This window comes from Cypionkella sp. (assembly GCF_028290025.1).
Taxonomy (GTDB): Bacteria; Pseudomonadota; Alphaproteobacteria; order Rhodobacterales; family Rhodobacteraceae; genus Cypionkella.
This window is the reverse complement of record NZ_JAQGKQ010000096.1, coordinates 1-19,736: the sequence shown is the minus strand read 5'-3', so window position 1 is coordinate 19,736 and position 19,736 is coordinate 1. Positions and strand designations below refer to the sequence as shown.

At 58.5% G+C, this 19,736-nt stretch carries 22 protein-coding genes; 7 read left to right on the top strand and 15 right to left on the bottom strand.

Annotated features, from left to right (window positions below):
* Positions 1-57 precede the first annotated feature (57 nt).
* The 9 genes from JWS10_RS17420 to rlmJ form a co-directional block, all read right to left on the bottom strand.
* Complete coding sequence (locus tag JWS10_RS17420) at positions 58-1,395, bottom strand: glutamine synthetase family protein (protein ID WP_299509083.1); 1,338 nt, start codon at positions 1,393-1,395, stop codon at positions 58-60.
* Positions 1,396-1,542: 147 nt separating this feature from the next.
* Entirely contained in the window at positions 1,543-2,370 is an 828-nt protein-coding gene (locus tag JWS10_RS17415) for an amino acid ABC transporter permease (protein ID WP_299509082.1), read from the bottom strand.
* Positions 2,367-3,248 (bottom strand): ABC transporter permease, encoded by an 882-nt coding sequence (locus tag JWS10_RS17410; RefSeq protein WP_299509081.1) that lies wholly within the window; start codon positions 3,246-3,248, stop codon positions 2,367-2,369. Before JWS10_RS17410 ends, JWS10_RS17415 begins: the two co-directional genes overlap by 4 nt.
* A gap of 54 nt (positions 3,249-3,302) precedes the next feature.
* Positions 3,303-4,025, bottom strand: a complete 723-nt coding sequence (locus JWS10_RS17405) for a transporter substrate-binding domain-containing protein (RefSeq protein ID WP_299509080.1) — start codon at positions 4,023-4,025, stop codon at positions 3,303-3,305.
* Between the two features lie 116 nt (positions 4,026-4,141).
* Positions 4,142-4,921: an amino acid ABC transporter ATP-binding protein gene (locus tag JWS10_RS17400; RefSeq protein ID WP_299509079.1), complete on the bottom strand. Its 780-nt coding sequence runs from the start codon at positions 4,919-4,921 to the stop codon at positions 4,142-4,144.
* Between the two features lie 102 nt (positions 4,922-5,023).
* Positions 5,024-5,818, bottom strand: a complete 795-nt coding sequence (locus JWS10_RS17395) for a PhnD/SsuA/transferrin family substrate-binding protein (RefSeq protein WP_299509078.1) — start codon at positions 5,816-5,818, stop codon at positions 5,024-5,026.
* Positions 5,815-6,252, bottom strand: coding sequence for a TerB family tellurite resistance protein (locus JWS10_RS17390; protein ID WP_299509077.1), 438 nt, complete (start codon positions 6,250-6,252; stop codon positions 5,815-5,817). The genes JWS10_RS17395 and JWS10_RS17390 overlap by 4 nt, the downstream gene beginning before the upstream one ends.
* 93 nt (positions 6,253-6,345) lie before the next feature.
* The gene (locus JWS10_RS17385) at positions 6,346-7,236 is read right to left on the bottom strand and encodes a PhzF family phenazine biosynthesis protein (RefSeq protein WP_299509076.1); all 891 of its coding nucleotides are present in this window, start codon (positions 7,234-7,236) and stop codon (positions 6,346-6,348) included.
* Positions 7,237-8,013 carry a 23S rRNA (adenine(2030)-N(6))-methyltransferase RlmJ gene (rlmJ, locus tag JWS10_RS17380; protein ID WP_299509075.1) on the bottom strand — a complete coding sequence of 259 codons (777 nt, stop codon included), beginning with the start codon at positions 8,011-8,013 and terminating at the stop codon, positions 7,237-7,239.
* Between the two features lie 336 nt (positions 8,014-8,349).
* Between rlmJ and JWS10_RS17375 the strand changes: the two genes are divergently transcribed.
* The 3 genes from JWS10_RS17375 (at position 8,350) to JWS10_RS17365 (ending at position 9,821) form a co-directional block, all read left to right on the top strand.
* The gene (locus JWS10_RS17375; RefSeq protein WP_299509074.1) at positions 8,350-8,535 is read left to right on the top strand and encodes a helix-turn-helix transcriptional regulator; all 186 of its coding nucleotides are present in this window, start codon (positions 8,350-8,352) and stop codon (positions 8,533-8,535) included.
* Positions 8,536-8,638: 103 nt separating this feature from the next.
* Positions 8,639-9,304: a hypothetical protein gene (locus JWS10_RS17370; RefSeq protein WP_299509073.1), complete on the top strand. Its 666-nt coding sequence runs from the start codon at positions 8,639-8,641 to the stop codon at positions 9,302-9,304.
* Positions 9,297-9,821 (top strand): TIGR02391 family protein, encoded by a 525-nt coding sequence (locus JWS10_RS17365; protein WP_299509072.1) that lies wholly within the window; start codon positions 9,297-9,299, stop codon positions 9,819-9,821. Before JWS10_RS17370 ends, JWS10_RS17365 begins: the two co-directional genes overlap by 8 nt.
* 34 nt (positions 9,822-9,855) lie before the next feature.
* On the opposite strand, the gene JWS10_RS17360 is transcribed toward JWS10_RS17365, so the two are convergent.
* The 3 genes from JWS10_RS17360 to JWS10_RS17350 all read right to left on the bottom strand — a co-directional run bounded on the left by JWS10_RS17360 (position 9,856) and on the right by JWS10_RS17350 (position 12,640).
* Entirely contained in the window at positions 9,856-11,499 is a 1,644-nt protein-coding gene (locus JWS10_RS17360; protein WP_299509071.1) for a CTP synthase, read from the bottom strand.
* A 152-nt stretch (positions 11,500-11,651) separates the two neighbouring features.
* A complete protein-coding gene (gene secG / locus JWS10_RS17355) occupies positions 11,652-12,068 on the bottom strand; it encodes a preprotein translocase subunit SecG (protein ID WP_299509070.1) in 417 nt (138 codons plus the stop codon).
* A 191-nt stretch (positions 12,069-12,259) separates the two neighbouring features.
* A complete protein-coding gene (locus JWS10_RS17350; RefSeq protein WP_299479980.1) occupies positions 12,260-12,640 on the bottom strand; it encodes a VOC family protein in 381 nt (126 codons plus the stop codon).
* Positions 12,641-12,759: 119 nt separating this feature from the next.
* Between JWS10_RS17350 and JWS10_RS17345 the strand changes: the two genes are divergently transcribed.
* On the top strand, positions 12,760-13,128 hold the full coding sequence (locus JWS10_RS17345) for a hypothetical protein (protein WP_299509069.1): 369 nt from the start codon (positions 12,760-12,762) through the stop codon (positions 13,126-13,128).
* A 3-nt stretch (positions 13,129-13,131) separates the two neighbouring features.
* Here JWS10_RS17345 and JWS10_RS17340 read toward each other — a convergent pair whose 3' ends face one another.
* On the bottom strand, positions 13,132-13,527 hold the full coding sequence (locus tag JWS10_RS17340) for a DUF6524 family protein (RefSeq protein WP_299509068.1): 396 nt from the start codon (positions 13,525-13,527) through the stop codon (positions 13,132-13,134).
* 147 nt (positions 13,528-13,674) lie between these two features.
* On the opposite strand from JWS10_RS17340, the gene JWS10_RS17335 reads away from it, so the two are divergent.
* Both JWS10_RS17335 and JWS10_RS17330 read left to right on the top strand, forming a co-directional pair.
* Positions 13,675-14,967, top strand: coding sequence for an adenylosuccinate synthase (locus JWS10_RS17335; RefSeq protein WP_299509067.1), 1,293 nt, complete (start codon positions 13,675-13,677; stop codon positions 14,965-14,967).
* 69 nt (positions 14,968-15,036) lie between these two features.
* Positions 15,037-15,264 (top strand): DUF2842 domain-containing protein, encoded by a 228-nt coding sequence (locus JWS10_RS17330; RefSeq protein WP_299479971.1) that lies wholly within the window; start codon positions 15,037-15,039, stop codon positions 15,262-15,264.
* A 98-nt stretch (positions 15,265-15,362) separates the two neighbouring features.
* Here the strand turns inward: JWS10_RS17330 and JWS10_RS17325 are convergent, their stop codons facing one another.
* Positions 15,363-18,071, bottom strand: a complete 2,709-nt coding sequence (locus tag JWS10_RS17325; protein WP_299509066.1) for a hypothetical protein — start codon at positions 18,069-18,071, stop codon at positions 15,363-15,365.
* Positions 18,072-18,219: 148 nt separating this feature from the next.
* Here JWS10_RS17325 and JWS10_RS17320 point away from each other — a divergent pair, with 148 nt between their 5' ends.
* Positions 18,220-18,888 carry a thiamine diphosphokinase gene (locus JWS10_RS17320; protein ID WP_299509065.1) on the top strand — a complete coding sequence of 223 codons (669 nt, stop codon included), beginning with the start codon at positions 18,220-18,222 and terminating at the stop codon, positions 18,886-18,888.
* On the opposite strand, the gene JWS10_RS17315 is transcribed toward JWS10_RS17320, so the two are convergent.
* Positions 18,827-19,736, bottom strand: a 910-nt coding sequence (locus tag JWS10_RS17315; protein WP_299509064.1) for a DMT family transporter, incomplete at its 5' end; no start/stop codon positions are given. The genes JWS10_RS17320 and JWS10_RS17315 overlap by 62 nt on opposite strands.

Below are 19,736 nucleotides of genomic sequence, written 5' to 3'. Positions count from 1 at the left end.
TTTGGTCAAGGGGGGACGCAGTAGGATTTGGTAGAGGCCGCATCGGCGGTTTCCGCGCTAAACGGTGTCGAGATACAGCTCAATCCGTTCGGCGTCGGTCAGTTCACCGATGTAGTGGTGCTCTTGCCGCTTGGTGGAGATCAGGTTCTTGATCAGCTCGGGATGGATGAAGCGCGCGACGATTTCGGATTGCTCCATCGCGTCAATCGCGGCCTCCCAACTGGTCGGAATCTGCGGCAGACCTTCGACGGCATAGGCGTTGCCGACGATCGGGCTTGGCGGCTCCATCTGATTCTCGATACCGTCGAGCGCCGCGCCAAGGATGGCGGCGAGCATCAGGTAGGGGTTCACATCGCCGCCCGCAACGCGGTGTTCGATGCGGCGCGCGGCCGGATTGCCTGCCGGAATACGGATCGCGGCGGTGCGGTTTTCATAGCCCCAAGCAACGGCGGTGGGGGCGTGCTTGCCGGGAACCAGACGCTCGTAGCTGTTCTGGTGCGGCGCGAAAATCAGCGTGGAATCGTGCATCGCGTTCAAACAACCCGCGACGGCGTTCTTCATCATGGTGGTGCCTTTTGGGCCGCCTGAGTCAAACACGTTGTCGCCTTTTTCGTCGAGCACGCTGAAGTGGGTGTGCAGGCCGGAGCCGGAATACTCAGGGTAGGGTTTTGCCATAAAGCTGGCGGCAAAGCCGTGACGCCGCGCCAAACCCTTGACCAGCATCTTGAACAACCACGCATCATCGGCGGCGCGCAGGGCGTCGTCGGAGTGCATCAGGTTAACCTCAAACTGGCCAAGTCCGGTTTCCGAAGTGGCGGTGTCGGCGGGAATATCCATCGCTTCACAGGCGTCGTAAAGGTCGGTGAAGAAGGTGTCGAACGCGTCAAGTGCCCGAATCGACAGGGTTTCTGCGGCTTTACGCACCTTGCCGGAGCGAGGGCTCGCGGGGGCTTGCAGGGTTTTCCCGGAGTCATCAATCAGGAAGAACTCAAGCTCAATCGCGCACACGGGTGTCAGCCCACGGGCTTTGAAACGGTTTACCACCGTCGCCAAAGCATGACGCGGGTCGCCTTCGTAGGGCGTGCCATTTTCGCGGAACATCCAGATCGGCAGCAGCGCGGTGGGGGCTTCCAGCCACGGCATTGGCATGAAGCCACGCTCGGTTGGCTTCAGGATGCCGTCTTGGTCGCCCTGTTCGAACACCAGTTGGCTGTCGTCAATATCCTCGCCCCAAATGTCGAGGTTCAACACCGAGAACGGAAACCGCGTGCCGTTCTTAACTACGTTATCGGCAAAGCGCGCAGGCACGCGTTTGCCCCGGGCTTGCCCGTTCAAATCCGCCGCAGCGACACGAATGGTGCGCACGTCGGGATGCTTTCTCAGCCAGTCTTTCATCAATACACATCAGGAAGGCACGCATTCCCCCACACTTGCGCAAACGCCAGCGGAGGATTGTGGATCATGCCCTTGATCCTATCCTATTTTGTCCGACCCCGGCGAGTGTCGTTGTGACACCCACGCAATTTGATCAAATCTAGTTTACTATCGGATCAGTTGAGGACGCAAGCGAATTTTGCTGCGGCTGTTTTGCGGCAGGTGGCGGTTGAGGTGGCGATTGATGCGGCCAAACAGCCAAATCACCCCCAAGGTGAGGATGACGAAGTAGAAGGCAACGATGGGGTAGGGGATGAACGGGTTGAAGGTTTTGTCGGCGAAATAGTTGGCATAATAGAGCGCGTCGCCTTGCTGGCTGAACGCCGGGAAGCCGGAGAAGAACACTAAAGTGGTGGATTGGAACAGAAAAATCGCCTCGTTGGTGTAGCTGGGCCACGCGAGGCGCAGCATGGTGGGCCATTGGATGCGGCGGAATTTGTGCCATCCGGTGAGGCCGTAAGCCTCGGCAGCCTCTAAGTCGCCCTTGGGGATGGAGCGCAGCGCGCCGTAGAAAATCTCGGCTGAATAGGCGGCGGTGTTGAGAAACAGCACGATCAGCGCGCCAGCCCAAGCTTTTGTCAGCCATGAGGTGACGATGGTTATGCCGAACAGGTTGATGCCGGTGCGGGGCAGTAGGACCAACATTTCGTAGGCGAGGAAGAATTGGATGAACAGCGGTGAGCCGCGGAAGATGAAGACGAACCATTCGGCCGGTTTGCGGATGAAGGGGCTGTGCGCGATGCGGGCGAGGGCTAAGGCGTTGGCGAGGAAGAAGCCGAACAGCAACGCGAGGGCCGCAAAATACACGTTCCAGATCAGGCCGGAGCCGATCAGGGTGAATTGCTGGCACAGGGTGAAATCGGCTTTTGGCAGCAGCTTCGCGCCAATACCGACGGAGCGCAGGGCGTAGTCGGTGAAGGTTTCCCAACAGCTCATATCGCGGCCTTTCGCATGGCTTCACCGGCGGCGGTGGCTTGGCCTTTCGAAAGACGGTTGCTGATGCGGGTGAGCACGATTTCCGAGATTTTGGTCATCGCAAGGTAGAACACCAGCAGGCCGAGGAAGTAGAACAGGCGCCAATCGGGGTGCGGGTAGTCATAGGCTTGGGTCTTGGTGCCGCCAAGTTCGCGGGCGTAGTAGACGATGTCCTTGACCGACAGCAGGAACAGCAATGGCGTGGCTTTGATCAGGATCATCCAGAGGTTGGTCAGACCGGGCAGCGCGTAGGTCCACATCTGCGGCACGAGAATGCGGCGGAAAACCTGGCGTTGCGACATGCCGTAGGCTTCGCCGGTTTCCAACTGGGCGCGCGGGACTGCCTGCATCGCGCCGAAGATTACATTGGCGACGAAAGCGCCAAACACGATAGCGAAGGTAATGACGGCAAGGCCAAAGCCGTAGAGTTGGTTTACGAATGGCGAGGCGCTGGCGGGGGGCACTTTGGCCTCGGGGCAGACGTGGAACTCTAGCCCTCGAAACACCGGCTGCGACAGGTCTTCGCAGACGCGCAGGTGGTTGAGATATTCTATGCCCTGATCTAGCGCGATGACGAAGAACAGAAAATACACGATGTCAGGCACGCCGCGCACCATCGCGGTATAGGCTTTGCCAAACCAGCGGATCGGGGTGATGTGGCTGCGCGCGGCCATTGCGCCACCAAAGCCCAAAGCCATGGCGACTGGGGCAGTGATGGCAAGCAAGGCCAGCACGGTGACAAACGACCAATAGAAATCGACGTGCTTGCCCGAGGTCAGGTAGCACATGGCCCAAGTCAGGCCCTCAATTGCCTTTGGGTCGGCGCAAGCTGCAAACATTGAATGTGCCCTGAAAGGAAACGGCCCGCGATGTGCATCGCGGGCCTTGGGAGATTAGAATTTCAAACCTTTTCCGCCGAAATTTTTGTCGATTAGGGCGTTTATCGAGCCGTCGGCTTTCATCGACTTGATCGCGGTATCGAATTTGGCTTTCAGTTCGGTATCGGACTGGCGCAGACCGATGCCGATGCCGCTGCCGATGGCCACGTCTTCACCAACAAACACCAGCGCACCGTTGGACTCGTCTGCGAAGGGGCGCAGATAATCCTTGTCGGCGAATACCGCAACTGCCTCACCGTTGCGTACTGCAGCGACGGTTTCGTCTGGGGTCGGGAACTCCAGCAGAGTTGCACCGGATTCGGCCACATAGGCCGCTTGGATGGTTGAAACCTGTGCTGCAACCACGCCGGTTTTGATATCGGCATCCGCTGATGCCGCGAGATAAGCCGAGGCGGTTGGCGGATAATAGTTGTCCGAGAAGGCAATCACCTTCGAACGCTCGTCGGTGATCGACATGCCGGCGATGATCGCATCGTAGTTGCCCGATTGCAGGTTGGGAATGATGCTGTCCCATTCGTTGGTGGTCCAGGTACATTCCAAGGCGGCGCGTTTGCAAATCTCGTCGCCGAGCTCACGCTCAAAGCCTGCGACCTCACCTTTGTCATTGATGAAATTGAACGGAGGGTAAGCGCCCTCGGTGGCGAGCCGCACGACTTGTGCCGACGCGAAGCCTGCGGTCATGGCAAGCACGACGGTGGCGAGAAGTAGCTTTTTCATTGTAACTCCCAGATTATCTTGGTCGATTGGTAGGGTGATTGCGAGGTATTTAGAACCGAAACTCAAACGAGAAGAGCTTGGGTGTAGATTTGTAACTTTGACAAACCCGCAACGCTTTAATGCGCCCCGGCGGACAGAAAGCCGCGCAGGCGGTCGGTTTTTGGCGCACTGAACAGCGTGGACGGCGGTCCTTGTTCTTCGATTTTGCCCTGATGCAGGAAGATGACGTGATCAGACACATCGGCCGCGAGCTTCATATCGTGGGTAACGAGAAGCATCGTGCGGCCTTCGTCGGCAAGCGCCTTGATGACCCTGATCACCTCTTGTTCAAGCTCGGGGTCGAGCGCCGAGGTCGGTTCGTCAAACAACAAAGCGCGGGGCTCCATGCACAAAGCCCGCGCGATAGCGGCGCGTTGTTGTTGCCCGCCTGACAGCATTGCGGGCCAAGCATCGGCCTTATCGGCGATGCCAACTTTCGTAAGGTATTCGCGGGCTTTCGCCTCTACCTGCCTAGGGTCGCGTTTCATCACGGTCACGGGCGCTTCCATGACATTTTGCAGGATCGTCATATGCGACCAAAGGTTAAACTGTTGAAACACCATTGAAAGATTGGTGCGCATCCGGGTTACTTGCCCGCGATCTGCCGGGTGACGGCCAAGACCTTCGCCCTTCCAGCGCACGGGTTCGCCTTCGAAAAAAATCTCGCCCTGTTGACTGTCTTCGAGCAGATTGCAGCAACGCAGCAGGGTGGATTTTCCCGAACCCGACGAGCCGATCAGCGAGACGACGTGGCCGCGCGGGGCGATCAGATCGACGCCCTTCAAGACCTCAAGCGAGCCATAGCTTTTGTGCAGGTCGTGGATCGCAATGACAGGAGTATCGGCAGATTCGTTCACTGTTGGACCTTGTCTGGGAAGCTTGTGACCAAATAGGGCGCAGAATGGCGGGCATTGCAACGGCTTTTGCGGCGCATCTTGGCGTAGGCTTCGGTGTTGCGCCTAAAGCCCATCCATGATTTCTGAGGGCGCGGCCGGGGTTGGCACTGCGAGATAGGCAGTGGCCGGTATTGCGATCAGGTCTTTCAGGTGCAGCGTGGCCTTATCATCAGCGCTGAGCGCATCAATCGCAGCTTTGGTGACGCGGAAATAGAGCGCGGCATCTTGGCCTTTGGCGGTGATGTAGGGCAGCACGGGCGTCGGCGGTTCGGTGCGGCCGACTTCGCGCAAGGTCGTGCCAAATGGATCGTGGGCGAGGAGCAGTCCCCAAGTCAGCGCATCAATTGCCGCCAAATCGGCGCGGGACTCTGACACCGCAAGGGCAGACAGGCGGTGGCCGCCGGTTTGCAGGCTGGGTGGGAAATGCAGGCCGTGCGCTGCCGCGTGGTTTTGCGGTGCTGCCCAGCCGGATTGGCTGAGGTCTTCGTTATAGGCAAAGGGCGCTCCGGAAAACTCGGGCAAAGTGGTGCGCGGATCGTCTTTGCGCGCGATAAACACCGAGTTGTAATAGCCGGGTGGGCAGCCAGGCAGGCCGTAATCGGGTGTGCCGATCAGAGTGACGTGGTCGTGCAGTTTGGCGCGAAACGGAAAGCCGCAGGTTTGCGAGAACACCAGATCGGGCGATTGCCATGTAGTCCAGAAGGCGGTGTCGCCTCGGGTCAATGCGTCGGGGGCTTGGTGGATGCCTTCGCTGCGCAGGCCGTCGCGGATATTCGCCCATAGCCGGTCATTGGCGGCGGCAGTTTCGGGGCGGTCATACATGCCAAGCGAGGCAACACCGCCCCGCGAAGCGATCATTCGCGGTCTGCCTTTTGGCGGGCTTGCGCAGACTCTACATCTGTCACGCCCAAGAGGTTGGAAAGCAGGCGCATTTGCTGATCTTCCGAGGCGTCACGCTCACCATCGGCCAAGGCCACCGACCACAACGCCTCGACAAGCCCTGCGCGGTCTTGCAGCGGCACCGCGGCTTTCAAAGCGCGGGTGAAGCGGACGGTGTCGGGTGCCTGAGATTCGAGATCCTCGGCATGGCCGCGCAAGGTTGCGGCGGCAAATGGGTCAAGCTCGTAGCGGTTGCGCAGGATTTTCTCAATCCGCTCAACCTCTTCGACGGCATAAAGCCCGTCGGTTTTGGCCACCCGCACCAAAAGTGCTGCGAGCGCCAGTTGGGCGTCAGGTTCGGGCAAACGGGGCGGGGCGGGAGCCAGAAGGCTGCGGAGGAGATCTGCGAACATCGGAGCAAGATAGGCGGGCGCGTTGGCGTTGCCAAGTGGATTGGGTGCGTTGGACTGATGAAATGAATGTGTAAGGTGGGTGGGGTGAAGCGTTCAGCGGCGGCGGATTTGACCGGAACTGATTGGCACGGCGCTGCCTTTGATCCGCACCGCTGTTGGGCCGTTGGCGTCGGCATCAATCGTCAGGCCAATACTGCTTGGGCGGCCCATTTCAACGCCTTGGCGCAGGGCGAATTTGGTGGTGCCCGGGGCGACGGCGCCACTTGCCCAAAGCTGGGCTGCAAGAATGGCACTGGCCGATCCGGTGGCGGGGTCTTCATAGGTGCCTGCAGTGGGGGCGAACATTCGGGCTTGGAAATCGCAATTATCGCCGGGAGTGTATACATAGGCATTGTGAGCATCGGCGCGGCTCATCAAGGCGGACCAATGCGGCTCGCACGGTTTGGCCAAGGCGAGGCTGGCGAGGTTATCAACCGGCACAAAAAGAAAGCGCGGGCCGCCTTGATGGGTTGCGGGGCGGTGGGTGGTAAAGCCGATCTGGCGGGCGTGCAGGCCAAGGCTGGCGGCGATCAGATCCGAGGGCAGATCGGTCAGGACCGCGAAGGGCAACACCGGGGCGGCGAATTCGGCCTCTATTTGGTTGCCGTGACGGGTGACGGTTACGGGGACCAGACCGGCTTCTTCTTCGAGCGTAATCAGGGTTTCAAAATCCCCCGTCCGGTTTTGGCAGGCAAGATGGATGGCGCAGCCGATGGTGGGGTGGCCTGCGAAGGGTATCTCGGCGGTGGGGAAAAAGATGCGCACCCGTGCAGTATGGGCGGGGTCTTGCGGCGCTTGCACGAAAATCGTCTCGGACAAATTGAACTCGCGCGCGATGGTTTGCATCTCGCTCGTGGTCAGATCGTCGGCGTCTAGCACAACAGCGAGCGGATTGCCCGCGAATGGGGTTTCGGTGAAGACGTCAAGGGTATGAAATTCCAGCATTTAAAGACCTTTGAAATGCGCTTCAATCCGGGCCGCTTCCTCGGCGAGACCATAGGGCGGATTGATGATAAACATGCCCGAGCCCTCCATACGATGTCCCTCGCGCGCCGGGGGAAACCGGACTTCGGAACGCAAAGCCTCGGGGAATTGGGCTTCTAGCGATTTGAGCATCGGGCCATGCGGGCCACCTGTCAGCAGCGGATACCAAAGCGCGATGACGCCGACGTTCCATTTGCGGTTGATGTTGGCGATATGCTTCGGGATGGCATCGTAATCGGCCTTCACCTCATAGCTCGGGTCAATCAGCATCAAGCCGCGCCGGGGCGTGGGGGGTGTGATGGCGAGAGCCAGCTCGAAGCCGTCTTTTTGGTAGATATGCGCGCTCCATGGGTTCAGCGCATGGCGCAGGTGTTGGTGTTCTTGTGGGTGAAGTTCGGCCAGATGAATGGTGTCTTGGTCGCGCAAACTTAGCGCCGCGATCATCGGCGAGCCGGGGTATGCAAGCGCGCCGTAGCTGGCGCGGATTTCATTCAGGCGATTGCGGTAGGGGTGCAAGGGCGCAAACCATTGTTCGGCGATGGCGATGCCGGCCTCGGCCTCACCGGTTTTCAGCGCCTCATCGCTGCCCAGATCATAGAGACCACGACCGGCGTGGGTCTCTATATAGGTCAGCGGTTTGTCTTTTTGGATCAGGTAATCCAGCATCACGGCCAAAAGCGCGTGCTTCTGGACATCGGCGAGGTTCCCGGCATGGAACAGGTGTTGATAACTGAGCATGTGGGGTTATAGGGCGCGATTTTGCGGGGGGGAAGGGGGCGTGAGGCTTCAAACGTGGGAGCAGTTTTATGTGTTACGTTTCAATGGTATAGGGTGGTGTGATTAAAGGTTTGTTAATGATTGTTGTTAGGGAGGAGCAAAGAGTGGAACACCGATGGGGGGATTTGGAGCGTTTCCGAGGGATTTGACGGGGTGGTTTTTACGGCTTTTCGGCTTGGTCGCGGCTGATGGGGTGACGGCGTTCACAACGAGACTGCTTTGCCGGGAACGAAAGACAATCTGCTCGCCGACCCCGAAACCGCCGCCGCCTATGCCTAGGCGGATGCGGAGTATTCGGTGATTGAGCCGATGATCTCGGCGCGCGCCGAGGCGGGGCTGACGCAAGGCGCTTTGGCGGGGCGGATGGGCACGACTCAATCCGCGATTGCGCGGCTGGAGGGCGGTCGGGTGTCGCCCTCGGAGGAGACGTTGCGGAAGTATGCGAAGGCAGTGGGGAAGAGGCTGCGGGTGGAGATGGTGTGAGGAACTGCTCACCAATTGGCGTATCCCAAATAAAAACAGAGTATTTGCATAAAAATCATACATTGTGGTACGTGTAAGCGCGTCCACACGGAGAGTGCTCACAATGGCCGATCAGTCCTTCCCGCAAATCCCCAGTACGGTTTGGTGGGGTATGCGACAATTGTTGAAAAGAACCCCCAACGCAAAATTCGATGAGAACATGCTGGCGGCTTCGCTAAATGTTCAAGCTGTTGCAGCTAAACAATATATTAATGAGCTAAAGCGAGTTGGTATTCTTGATGACGATAACAAGGGAACAGATTTAGCTGGCCGTTGGAGGATGGACGAAAGTTACCCACAAGCAGTGGAGGAGCTGGCCCGTGGAGTTTATGATGAAGGACTTATAACTATTGCACCACCAGGAGATGCGGATAGAGCGCGTGTGGTAAGCTGGTTTATGAACCAAGGTCTAGGTGAGGGATCGGCAAAAAATAAAGCTGCAACATACCTTCTTATCACAAGTTTACAACCAAACGGCGCACCAAACCAAGCTACCCGTCCTAGTGGAGAGAAGGCGAAAGAGGCCAAGCGAGTGGAACCCCGCACTGCCTCGCAAGCTACAAGGGGCAGAGTTCAGAAGGGGAATGAAACACCAAGAGGCAGCAAGACGAGAGGGGAGATGCTGATGCCTTTGAATGTGAATGTGCAGATTCACATCAGTGCCGATGCTACTACAGACCAGATTGAGACAATCTTTTCGTCGATGAGGAAATATCTTAGGGATGATTGAAAAAATCAGGAGATTTCAAGAGTTTTTAATCGAGTTAGGAGTTGCAAGGACTGTCCTTGCGCTGCCCGCTCCGAGAATGCTTGCAATTGAAGATCGCAGTTCCGAAGGCGGGGCGGGAACGGTTATATTTTCAAGCACGGTCGTCGAGCCGGAAATAGTGGCTGTGTCCCGTGATTTATTCGCATCTGGTCACTATAATCTGGCAGTCAGCGAGGCGTACAAAGCTGTCGACAAAGTTGTTTCTGCACTTTCTGGACTTTCACATTCGGGGACAACGCTGATGGATCAAGCATTTTCTCCAAATAGACCAAAACTTGCATGGAGTAATCGCACAACCAACTCGGAGCGAGATGAGCAGAAGGGTTATCATCAAATTTATTCAGGCGTAATGCTTGGAATTAGAAATCCTGCAACGCATGAGTTTGGCTGGATTGATGGACCTGAGATAGCATTAGAACTGCTCGTACTCGCACAACACCTCGTCAGAAAGGCCAAAGCTGCAAGCGTTGAGGCTTAAGCCAATCTAAAAGAAAGTTAGTTTCTTTTTCCCCTCACACCAACCGCTCCACCTCCTTAGCGGCCCTCACGAAATCTGCAAACAACGGATGCGGCGCGAAGGGTTTGCTTTTCAACTCCGGGTGGAACTGAACCCCGATAAACCACGGGTGGTCTTTGACTTCTACGATCTCGGGGAGCCTGCCATCCGGGCTCATGCCGCTGAAGATCAGGCCGGTGGTTTCCAACTGGGCGATGTATTTGGCATCGACTTCGTAGCGGTGGCGGTGGCGTTCTTCGATGGTCGTCGTGCCGTAGATTTGGGCGACGCGGGAGCCCGGTGTTAGGGCGGCGGTGTAGGCGCCGAGCCGCATGGTGCCGCCTTTGTCGTCGGTGGTTTTGCGGGCGACGACGTGGTTGCCTTGGATCCACTCTTTCAGATGGTAGACGACGGGGGTGAAGCGTTTGGCTCCGGCGTCAACGTCGAATTCTTCCGAGCCTGCGTTGGTGACGCCTGCGAGGTTGCGGGCGGACTCAATGACGGCCATTTGCATCCCGAGACAGATGCCGAGGTAGGGGATTTTTTTCTCACGCGCGAATTGGGCGGCTTTGATTTTGCCTTCGGTGCCGCGCTCGCCAAAGCCACCTGGGACGAGGATGGCGTGGAAGTTTTCGAGGTAGGGGGCGGGGTCTTCGCGTTCAAAGATTTCGGCGTCAATCCATTCGGCTTTGACGCGGGTGCGGTTGGCCATACCGCCATGGGTGAGGGCTTCGGCGATGGATTTATAGGCGTCTTCAAGCTGGGTGTATTTGCCGACGATGGCGACGCGAACCTGGCCTTCGGCATGGGTCAGACGGTCCATCACATCGGTCCAACGGGCGAGATTCGGCTTTGGCGCGGGGGTGATGCCGAACGCGTCCAGCACGGCTTGGTCGAGGCCAGCGCGGTGGTAGGCGAGCGGGGCCTCGTAGATGGTTTTCAGATCGTAGGCCGGGATGACATGCTCTTTGCGGACGTTGCAAAAGAGCGCGATCTTTTCCAGTTCGCGGTCGGGGATCGGGTGTTCAGAGCGGCAGACCAGCACGTCGGGGGCAAGGCCGATGGATTGCAGTTCTTTGACGGAGTGTTGGGTGGGTTTGGTTTTCAGCTCACCACTGGCGGCAAGGTAGGGCAGCAGGGTGAGGTGCATCAGGATGGATTGTCCGCGCGGGCGTTCGTGGATGAACTGACGGATGCTCTCAAAGAACGGCAGGCCCTCAATATCGCCGACGGTGCCGCCGATTTCACACAGCATGAAATCAACTTCGTTGTCGCCAATGCGCAGGAAGTCTTTGATCTCATTGGTGACATGGGGGATGACTTGGATGGTTTTGCCAAGGTAATCGCCGCGACGTTCTTTTTCCAGCACGTTGGAATAGATCCGGCCCGAGGAAATGCTGTCGGTTTGGCGGGCGGATACTCCAGTGAAACGCTCGTAATGGCCGAGGTCTAGGTCGGTTTCAGCGCCATCGTCGGTGACGAAAACCTCGCCATGCTCGAAGGGCGACATCGTGCCGGGATCGACGTTCAGATAGGGGTCGAGTTTGCGCAATCGCACCGTATAACCGCGGGCTTGCAGCAATGCGCCAAGGGCGGCGGAGGCCAGACCCTTGCCGAGCGAGGACACCACGCCGCCTGTGATGAAGATATAGCGTGCCATGTGGAAGCCCCCGTGCATTGGTTAAATCGGCTATGATTCGCAAGCGTGGAATCACAGCATCACGGGAGTTGAGCAATAGCTTAAGCCAAGCCTATGCGCAACCCGACCGCTAGATGCTGTCGGTTGACGGTGTTGCGCTGCAACAGTTGGTGTTAGTTCGAAGCTGGCGGCGTTGCGGGCGCGGCCGGATCGGCGGCAGGTGCAGCAGGCGCAGGCGCAGTCGCGGCCGGAGGCGCTGCTGGCGCATCGTTGCTGGAAGGCGGCAACAAGTCACTGCCCTTCGGAAGCGCCGGTGCGGTGGCTGCTGGTTGCTCGGCACCGATCTGGTCGATCACCGAAGCGGTCGAGGCAGAGCGGGCGGCGAGGATGGTCATGGTGATCGAGGTGACAATAAAGGCGATCGCCAGAATCCAGGTGACTTTGCCCAAGGCGGTCGCTGCCGCACGGCCCGAAATCGCACCACCCGAAGACCCCATGCCAAGCCCGCCACCTTCCGACCGCTGCAACAGCACCACGCCGATCAACAGCAGGGCGAGGATGAGGTGGATGGTGAGAACGACATTTTCCATGCGGGCGGGCTTTCTAAGAGGTCGCGGCCTATCTAGGCGGATGCAGTCAGGCGCGCAAGCCCTTCGCGGTTGGTTAGCGGGGCTTTAGGTCATCCTCTGTGTCTAAATATCCCCGCCGGAGGCATGTGACATTGATGTAAGGAGCCTTGGGCGGGGATATTTATCGACAGATGAATGGCTAGGGTCGGTCGCTATTCTGGCATTGTGCAGACGGCGGAGAGTTTGTTGCCATCGGGGTCGCGGACGTAACAGCTGTAGAAGTTCGGGCTGTAGCGCAGGCCGGGAGGGCCTTCATCGCTGCCGCCGTGGCTGATTGCGGCTTGGTAGAAGCCATCGACGGCGGCGCGGGTTGCGGCTGCGAAGGCGGGCATTGAGCCGTTTCCAACAGTGGCGGGTTTGCCGTCGTAGGGTGGGTTGATCCAGACGAGGGGGCTGGTCGCTCCGCTTGGGCCGTAGCCGATTTCGCCGTCAAATTCGCCCATGAAACGCAGGTCGATTGGGGCGAATGTGGCGTCGTAGAAGCGTTTGGCGCGGGCGAGGTCGTTGGTGCCGAGGGTGATGTAAAGCAGCATTTGGCTTCCTTATGGAATGTGCGCCAGACTAGCCCGAACGGTTGCGGCAAGCCACTTGCTTCGTGGCGCTGCGGCGTCATACTGCGCGCATTCAGAAACCAAATTTAAGCGAGATTTTTATGTTAAGATTGTCAGCGAGAAGCACCCGCATTCGCGGTGCGGTTGTATTTGTTTTTGTGCTGCCGTTGTTGGCGTTTGGGCTTTGGCTGATGTGGCTTGTGTTGGCGCGGCCTTTCCCAGAATGGCTACCGGACGCGATCAGGCCCTCATCGGGACTGCGCATTCACGGTTTGGATGCCAGTTCGACAGATGCCGATCGGCTGCGCAGCCTGCCGGGTGTCGCCAGTATTTTTTTGCTGATCTTCGGGCTGATCGGCGCGGCGCAGGGCATTATCATGCTGCTACTCGGGCGGCGCAGTATCGCGTTGCTCGCGGTGATGTTTCTAATGGCTGCGATGATGATCGGGTTCGGCTGGTCGGTGCGGTGACGGTTACTCTTGCACCTCATCCACCGTGGCTTGGCCGGATATGCGTTGGCGGATGATGCTCCACGAAAGACCAATGCCTAAGACCACCGACAGCGCGAAGATGCCGAGCCACAGGTTCAGTGAAGGATTTTGCAGGGTGCGAATCTGGTAATCAATCAGCACCCAGATCAGGGCTGCCACAATCGCACCGACCAGCAAAATGCCGAAACTGCCGATGGAGCGTAGGGTTGCGCCGATGTAAATCATGTAACCGACACCCAAAAGCAGGCCGAGCAGGATGGTCAGCGGCATTTGAGTTTGCCAGTTCGCCTCTGCCCAGCGGGTGAAATTCACTTGCGTCGGGTTATAAGTGGCGGAAAGCAGGATGAATGCCCCAAGCCAGCGTAGAAGAATTCCCATGAATTTCCTGCCTGTTTGTGCCGCCTTATGCCTTTGGTCGCGCATCTGCGCTGCTCTGTCCAGCGCCCTACTGCGATTTAGCGGTTTCATACTGCCGCTTGGGTCGCTATAGGTCGCTCGGTTTTTCCAGAATGCGAAGGATATGCCGTGGCCAATGTTGTTGTCGTCGGAGCCCAGTGGGGTGACGAAGGTAAAGGGAAAATCGTCGACTGGCTTTCCGAGCGAGCCGATGTGATTGCGCGCTTTCAGGGCGGGCATAACGCCGGGCATACCTTGGTGATTGATGGCAAGGTTTATAAGCTGTCGCTGCTGCCCTCGGGGATCGTGCGCGGCGGGAAATTGTCGGTGATTGGCAATGGCGTGGTGGTGGACCCGTGGCATCTGATGACTGAGATCGAAAAGCTGCGCGGGCAGGGTGTTGATATTAGCCCTGAAAATTTGATGGTTGCCGAGAATGCCTCGCTGATCCTGCCGATCCATGGTGAGCTGGATCGGGCTCGGGAAGGTCAGATGGGGGTCGCCAAGATCGGCACCACTGGCCGCGGTATTGGCCCGGCTTATGAGGATAAGGTGGGTCGCAGGGCCATTCGGGTTGCCGATCTGGCCGATGAGTTGACTCTGGAAACCCGGGTAGATCGCTTGATGGGCCACCATGATGCGCTGCGGCGTGGTCTGGGGATTGAGCCGATTGACCGCGCGGCCCTGCTGGAAGCGTTGCGGGCGATTGCGCCGCAGGTTTTGCCTTATGCGAAACCAGTGTGGAAGGTGCTGACCGAGGCGCGCAAGGCGGGCAAGCGGATTTTGTTCGAGGGCGCGCAGGGCGCGTTGCTCGACATTGATTTCGGGACGTATCCGTTTGTGACCTCGTCGAATGTCATCGCAGGGCAGGCGGCGACGGGCACTGGCCTTGGGCCGACGGCGATAGATTTCGTGTTGGGGATCGTGAAAGCCTATACGACTCGCGTTGGTGAGGGCCCGTTCCCGGCGGAGTTGTTTGATGCTGATGGCGACCGGTTGGGTGAGCGTGGGCATGAATTTGGCACTGTCACGGGCCGCAAACGGCGTTGCGGTTGGTTTGATGCCGTGCTGGTGCGGCAGACTTGTGCGACTTCGGGCGTGTCGGGGATTGCGTTGACCAAGCTGGACGTGCTGGATGGTTTTCCGGTGCTGAAGATCTGCATCGGCTATGATCTTGACGGCGTGCGATTGGATTATCTGCCGACCGCAGCGGATCAACAGGCGCGTTGCACGCCGATCTATGAAGAAATGCCGGGCTGGTCTGAGAATACCGCATGTGCTAGGTCTTGGGCCGATCTGCCGGGGGCTGCGATCAAATATGTGCGGCGGATTGAGGAATTGATCCAATGCCCGGTGGCGCTGCTTTCGACGAGCCCAGAGCGTGACGATACGATTTTGGTGACCGATCCCTTTGCAGATTGATCTTTCGGTTTAACTCTCACCGCGCCCCTTGCCGTTGTGCAGGGGGCGTTTTGGTTTCAGGAGATTGCGATGGCGCTGAGTTACAAATCCCGTAAGCGGTGGTCGTTGCTGATCCTTTTGGTCGGTATGCCGATTTATGTCGTGGTCGCAGTCAACCTGATCGACAAAATTGACCGTCTGCCGATTTGGGCAGAGGTTCCGGCCTATTTGATTTTGGGCGTCGCGTGGATATTGCCGTTCAAACGGGTATTTCTGGGGATCGGTCAGGCGGACCCTGATGCCGATCGCAAACCCTGATCGGCGCGCTTGGTTTTTCAAATGCGTACAGCCGGAAACCGATGCTTTCCGGCCTGTTTTATCGGGTTGAGGCTTGTCTTGGGCAAGTGCTGCGCAGATTATTTCGCGATGCGCTTGGCTTCAGCCAGCAAAGGTGAGCGATCAGTGACCGAGAAATGGCCACGTTTGACCTTGGCGATGCGGCCCTGACGCAGCAAAGTTCCAAAGGCGCGCAGGCTGTCTTCGCGGCCGTGATCGGGCGCGTCGATCAAGGATTCGACTTGGTTCATCATAAACGGTCGGCTGAACTCGGGACGGCCCAGCACTTGCGCGCAATAGACGGCGGATGCCTCCAGCAACTCTGGCAGCGAGTTCGCTCCAAGTTTTTCGGCAAATTCGGCAAAGCTTTGGCCATCCGCGAAGAAATTAACGGTCTCCTCCAAGCTTAGGCTGTCTTCAGCGTCGAAATCATCGCCAAGCAAGCTGTCTTGAAGAAGGTGGGCTTCGAGCGGGCTGTGTTCAGCGGGCATCGCTTGCATCGCGGCCATGGCAGCGGCACCGCCAACGCGGCGGGGGCGTACGGGGATCACGACGCGCGGAACTGTGGGCACCGGGGCTAAGGATGCGGCAGGAGCCGCGGGTTTTGGGCGGTCAATGCGCTGCTCGGATACCAAAACCAGTGGGCTTAGCCGTTCGGCATTGGCGGCGGCACGGGTTTCAATGGTGCCATCGACGGGCTTGGCGCGCACCACGCTTTCCAGATCGTGACGGTAGATGTCTTGCCGATCAGGCTGTGGTTTGCTGGGGTTGGCGGCTTTGATCTGACGTTCGGCCTCGGTCGCGGCGACGGCGGCTTTCAGATGCGAAATCGCCGAATGACGGCGGCGGCTTTCCTCGTCGTCCATCGCGGAATTGGTGGCGGCCATCAGGCGGGATACCGCAGCGTCATCCGATTCGGCTTCCAGCAGCTTGCGAGATTCTGCGTGATGCATTGAATGAAGTTCCTCTGACAAGTCATCGGATTTACTTGAGATTTGCTCGGCGAAATCTGCAGCGGTTTCAGCCTTATCTTGCGCAATCATCGCATTGACAGCGTCTGCCTCGGGTGTTGCATCTCTGTCGATGAACATCGGCACTTGCGTCAAGACCGCGGCGGGGGCCGCTTTGTCGAGAGTGGGTTCGACAGGGGCGGGGCGCACTGGCCGCATCGGACGGGTGGGGCGCAGGGGCGTCACAGAGAAAGCCGGCGCGTCAGCTTCCAATTCGGCAAGTTCGGCTTGCAACGCGGCTTCAGCTTCGACGGAAAGCAACGACGTGGTCGGCTGAATGTCGGCTTGGTCAGGGCTGCGCGGCGCTACGTCAACGCGGCGGATCTTGATAACCCGAGCGCGGGCGCGCTGGATTTTCTCGTTGGGTTCATCGAAAACATCTTCAACGGCGGCATCAACTTCAGCGGCAATTTCGAGTGCAGGCGCGACTTGCGGCTCTGCTGTGGCGTCAGCATCAGCGGCGTCGAGGGCCGGATTTTCTTGTGGCGAATGGATCGGGCTGGCGCTTAGAAGGCCATCCTCTGCATCGTCGAAGTCGTCGAATACATCCACGGGTTCGATCAAAGAAGCGGCCACGCTCGCGTCGGCTACAGCTGGGGCATCGAGGTCAGCTTGATCGTTTTCTGCGATCAGTGTGCCGAGCGTTGCCAGCATGTCCTCGTCAGCATAAGCCGCCGCTTCGATGATCGCGTCGCGTTCGGGTGCTGGGCTGGTTGGCGTTTCGGCTTGAATTTCGATCGCACCGCTGAGACGAGCGTCATCGAAATCCGCAAGGTCGGGCTGCGCAGCGAAATCTTCGGCGGCGAGGACGTCGGCGGTCGCGTCCTCAAGAACGGAAACTTCGGCCGCGAAATCTTGCGTCAACGGGTTTTCGTCGGCGAAACTTTTAGGCAGGAAGTCCTGCGATTCAATGGCTTCAACAGCGAAATCTGGTGTTGCTTCTGCTTCAGGCTCTGGGGTGATCTGCTCAAGATCGTCCTCAAACGCCGCGACCAGATCGAAAGCGGGGGCGGCTGAAAATGCCGGATCATCCTCAAAATGTAGGTCATGCGACGTCAGCAAATCTTGCGCGTAACTGTCGTCGAAATGAGCAGACAATTCAGGCGCTGCGACAGCCTCAAACGCTGCTAGGTTGGGCAGGTCTTGTGGCACAGTCTCGGCTTGTGATGTGTTGGAGTGATCAACTTGCGGTGCGGCTGCGATCAGGACAGGTGGCGCGGGGTGATGTTGTTCCGCCAAGGTCGGTTTCGCCGCGAGTGCCGAAACGCTCGCCAGAATATCCTCGGAATGTTGATCTTCCATATAGGCATCGTCGGTCAAAGCTGCGGCTTCACTGACGTGGCGGACAGGCGTGGCAGCTTCGGGCAGCGCCGCGGGTATGGCGGCAGGCGAAACTACGGCAGATTGAGCGGCGCGTAGCCGGGACAGCCGTGCGGCAACCGTCTCACCATTGGCATCGACTGCGGGCGCTGCGGTGACGGCGGGGGGGGTAACGAGAGGCGCCGCCAAAGCAGGTGCTTCGGTATCGGCCGCGCGCAAGATCACGCCATTGTCTTGAATCTTAGCCTCAACCCGGCGCTGAATCTCGCGTTCGGCGATGCGGTGCAGCATGGCAGCGTCTGGCGTGGGCGGCTCGGCCCCAAAGTAGCGATCTTCAGCAGCCAAATCCCGGAAATATTCGGCAATCGCCTTCATTGTATTGAAGGGTTCGTCGAAACCTTCCAGCGTACAGCTGAATGTTCCATACGATACCGTGAGAATTTTACTTGCACCGAGCATTGGATGCCGCCTCTTGAAGGTTCACTAGGTCAAACTGCACTGCGCTTTGTTCAATTCCGTGGACAAAACAGGGTAATTTGAAGGATTGTTTGTGTTCACGACACATGGTTTGTGCCGCAATTAGAAAAACAGTATCGGGATTATACAGGTGATTGTCGACTCTCTGCAGGGCATAACTTTGGCGGGCGGCGGGCCGTTCGGCAAAGCTCAGCTTATCCGTGCCATGCGAATTGCACCAAGAATCGTTGGGGCCGACGGGGGCGCGGATCGGCTTTTGGCCTTGGGCGTCGAACCCGAAGCAGTGATCGGCGACATGGATTCGATCACAGATATGGCGAAGGCGCGGCTGGCGGATCGGTTGTTTCCGATTGCGGAACAAATTACGACCGATTTCGATAAGGCGCTGCGGTCGATCAGAGCGCCGTTTGTGCTGGGGTTGGGATTCGCAGGCGCGCGGCTCGATCACGGATTGGCGGTGCTGAACACTCTGGTGCGGCAACCCGAACAGCGATGTCTGTTGCTGTCGCCGCAGGATGTGATTTTTTTGGCACCAGCGGAATTGCGGCTGGATTTGCCTGTGGGCAGTCGGTTTTCGTTGTTTCCGATGGCGGCGGTGACCGGGACAAGCGAAGGTTTGCGCTGGCCGTTGAAGGGTTTGGACTTCGCACCGGATGGTTTGATTGGCACTTCAAATGAGGTGTCAGGGCCGGTGCATTTGACGTTCTCGGCGGCAAAGATGTTGGTGATCGTGCCGATCAAATCTCTGCGGGCAGTATTGAGCGGGCTTGTGCATCGGTCAGACGCTCTCGGTAAATGATATAAAGACCCGAGGCGACGATGATCACAATGCCCGCCCAGGTCAGCGCGTCGGGGAAATCGCCGAACACCAGATAGCCTACGGCGACGGCGGTGACCATTTCGAGATAATGTAGCGGGGCAAGCGCGCTGGCGGGCGCATATTTCAGCGCCACGGTCATGCACATATGGCTGGCGGCCGCCCAGAAACCGACGCCGAACAGCCAAAGCCAGTTGAGGCCGTGCGGCATCACCGGGTCCAATTCAACAATGCCGCTGCCGTTGGCCCAGATCATCACAGGAAGGCACAGGATGCTGCCAGCAATAGAGGTGTGCAGTTGCTGGATGACCGGGTGCATTCCGGTGGCGATGGATTGGGTCAGCAGCATGTAGAACGCGAAGGTAAACGCGGTGGCGAGCGGATACAAGGCGGCGGTGCCGTAGTGGGTAAGTGAGGGCTGGATCACCAGCAGGGCGCCCGCAAAGCCCACCAGCGAGGCGATGATGCGGCGTGGGCCGACCTTATTGCCGAACAGGAAATAGCCGAGGATCATCAGGATGAACGGCTCGATGAACACGATGGCGAGCGCGTCGGCAATTGGCATGACTTGGACGCCCGCCACAAAGCTGTAGGTTGAGGCGATCAGGAGGGCGGCGCGCAGGGTGATCAGGGCTGCGGTTTTGGCCGAGATGCGCAGGTTTAGCCGCATGAACAGCGCGATGGGCAGCATCAATGCGCCTTGGACGACGAAGCGGGCGGTGGTGATCTGGCCGACGGGGATCGCCGCGGTGGCGAGTTTTGAGGCGGTGTCCAGCAGCGGGGCCAGCACGACGAAGGCGAGCATCAGCAGGATGCCAGGAAGGATGCGG